A 2,411-nucleotide genomic window follows, 5' to 3' on the forward strand; every position below is an offset into this window, starting at 1 on the left:
CCTCGGCCCCGGGGCCCGGAGCCCGACGGAACCGGCGCCCGGGGTCCGAGGGAACCGGACCGGTCAGGACGGCCGGGGCGGGAGCGGCAGCGGAACGGCCGGCAGCCCGTCGATGCTGCTGCCGACCAGCGGCTTGCGCTCGCAGTAGGCACCGAACTCCTCCTCGTCCTTGCGGTCGAAGTACTGGGCGTGCAGGTCGCGGTCGGCCCGGTAGTCCATGAACGGCACCGCGTACCCGCAGGAGTCGCTGACCCGCTCGGCCCTGACCAGCACGATCGCCCGCAGCCCGGAGCCGTCGGCGGACGGGTCGAAGTGGCCGAGCAGTTCGGCGAACCGCGGGTCGTCCCGGAACACCGGCTCGCCGTGCCCGTGCACCCGCACCACGGTCGGCGGGCCCTCGAACGCGCACCACATCAGGGTGATCCGGCCGTTCTCCCGCAGATGGGCGACGGTCTCGGCCTGCGATCCGCCGAAGTCGAGGTAGGCGAGGGTGAGTTCGTCGATCACCGCGAGCGTCCCGGACCGGCCCTTGGGCGAGAGGTTGACGTGCCCGTCGGCGGCCAGCGGGGCGGTGGCCACGAAGTAGACCGGCTGGCGCTCGATGAACCGGCGCAGCCGACCGTCGATGGCTTCGTACTGCTTTCCCATGCCCGCCAGTCTGCCCCCGTCTCGGCTGGCGGGAAAGCGGATTCCGCCCCCTGAGACGCCCCGCGCCGCCCCGCGCCGCCCGCCCGCCGCCCGGGCCCTCCCGGGGGCCGGCCGGTGCCGCCTACGATGGCCGTGCGCGTGTCACCCGCCGGACCGAGCTGGGGAGTTGCGATGATCCGGAACACCCCTCCCGGGACGGTCGTCGGAACTCCGGCCGCGCCGCTGCACGGGTACGTGCTCGGCTACCGCGGCTACCGGCTGGCCCTGCGGCAGCCGCTCCGACGGCTGGAGGTGCCGACGGACGTGGTCACCGTGGCGCTCGCCTTCGAGGGCACCATGAGCCTCACCGACGCCGTCTCCCCCGCGGCCGCCGCCTCCTTCGGCTCGGTCGCGGCCGGGCTGCGCCGTACCGCGACGGTCGCCGAACACGCGGGCGCGCTGCACGGGTTGGCCGTCTCGCTCACCCCGCAGGGCGCGTTCCGGGCGTTCGGGCCGCTGGCCGGCGAGCTCGGCGGGCACTGGGCCGAAGCCGGGGACGTCCTGGGCCCGCGGCTGCGGGCGCTGACCGACCGGCTGGCCGACGCGCCGAGCTGGCCGGCCCGGTTCGCCATGCTGGACGGGTACTTCGGCGCGCTGTTCGCGTACGGGCCGGACTGGGACCCGTCCGTGCACTGGGTCTGGCGCCGACTGCGGCACTCGCACGGGCTGGTACCGATCGGCACCCTGGTCGAGGGCACCGGGTGGAGCCGCCGCCGACTGGAGCTGCGCTTCCGCGAGCACCTCGGGCTGGCCCCCAAGCAGGCGGCCGGCATCCTCCGGCTCCAGCGCACCCTCAACGCCCTGACCGCGCACGAGGACCACCCCTCCGGGGACCGCCTCGCCGGGCACGGCCCCGCCGGGCACCGGCCCACCGGCGCCGACCTGGCCACGCGCTGCGGCTACTACGACCAGTCCCACCTCGACCGGACCTTCCGCGCCATGGTCGGCTGCTCGCCGCGCGCGTTCCTGGCCGCCCGGCGCACGGCCGCCGCCCTGCCCGGGCCCGCCGAGCGGGTCACCGACCGGGTCAGCGGGCGGGTGACCAGCACCGCCCTGGACGCCGGGGGCTCCGGGAGCTGACGGGAGCTGAGGCGTGCGCATTCGTACAAGACGCACCGGTGCCCCGCCCGGCACGCTCGAAGGGCCCGGCCGGTACGGGGGGCCGGCCGGTCACAGGAGCGGGCGGGGCGGGGCAGGGCGGGGACGGGGTGGGCGGGGTGTCAGCCGGTCAGTGCTTCAGGTACACGCTGTCCATGAACTCGATGATCTGCTGATCGGTCAGCCGCTGGCCCTCGCGGTGGCCCATCGCCAGGTCGGCCTCGCTGATCATGCCCACCAGCCGGTCCCCGTCGATCACCGGGATGCGCCGGATCTGGTGCTGCTCCATCTTGCGCAGCACCGCCTCCATGCTGTCCTCGGCGCGTACGCAGTGCAGGTGGCCGCCCAGTTCGATGGCCGTCATCGTGGCCGGGTCCTTGCCCTCCGCGATACATCGCAGCACGATGTCGCGGTCGGTGATGATGCCCTTGAGCTTCTGGTCGTCGCCGCAGATCGGCAGCGCGCCCACGTGCTTGTCGCGCATCATCCGCGCGGCCTCGGCGAGCGTCTGGTGGGCGCCGATGCACTGGGCGCCGGTGTGCATGATGTCTCGGGCAGTGGTCACGGGGACTCCTTCGTCGGTGGTTCCCCCCGCTGGTGGGCCCGCCGCCCCCCCCGCGCGGGCC

At 74.9% G+C, this 2,411-nt stretch carries 3 protein-coding genes; 1 reads left to right on the forward strand and 2 read right to left on the reverse strand.

Going from position 1 to position 2,411, the window contains the following annotated elements:
• Positions 1 to 63 precede the first annotated feature (63 nt).
• The gene (locus tag ACFU6K_RS36865; RefSeq protein ID WP_380670690.1) at positions 64 to 648 is read right to left on the reverse strand and encodes a pyridoxamine 5'-phosphate oxidase family protein; all 585 of its coding nucleotides are present in this window, start codon (positions 646 to 648) and stop codon (positions 64 to 66) included.
• 171 nt (positions 649 to 819) lie between these two features.
• Here ACFU6K_RS36865 and ACFU6K_RS36870 point away from each other — a divergent pair, with 171 nt between their 5' ends.
• Positions 820 to 1,767: an AraC family transcriptional regulator gene (locus ACFU6K_RS36870; RefSeq protein ID WP_380670692.1), complete on the forward strand. Its 948-nt coding sequence runs from the start codon at positions 820 to 822 to the stop codon at positions 1,765 to 1,767.
• A gap of 148 nt (positions 1,768 to 1,915) precedes the next feature.
• Here the strand turns inward: ACFU6K_RS36870 and ACFU6K_RS36875 are convergent, their stop codons facing one another.
• On the reverse strand, positions 1,916 to 2,350 hold the full coding sequence (locus ACFU6K_RS36875; protein ID WP_375873736.1) for a CBS domain-containing protein: 435 nt from the start codon (positions 2,348 to 2,350) through the stop codon (positions 1,916 to 1,918).
• Positions 2,351 to 2,411: the final 61 nt, after the last annotated feature.

Origin of the sequence: Kitasatospora sp. NPDC057512 (assembly GCF_042802135.1) — a bacterium.
Lineage (GTDB): Bacteria > Actinomycetota > Actinomycetes > Streptomycetales > Streptomycetaceae > Kitasatospora.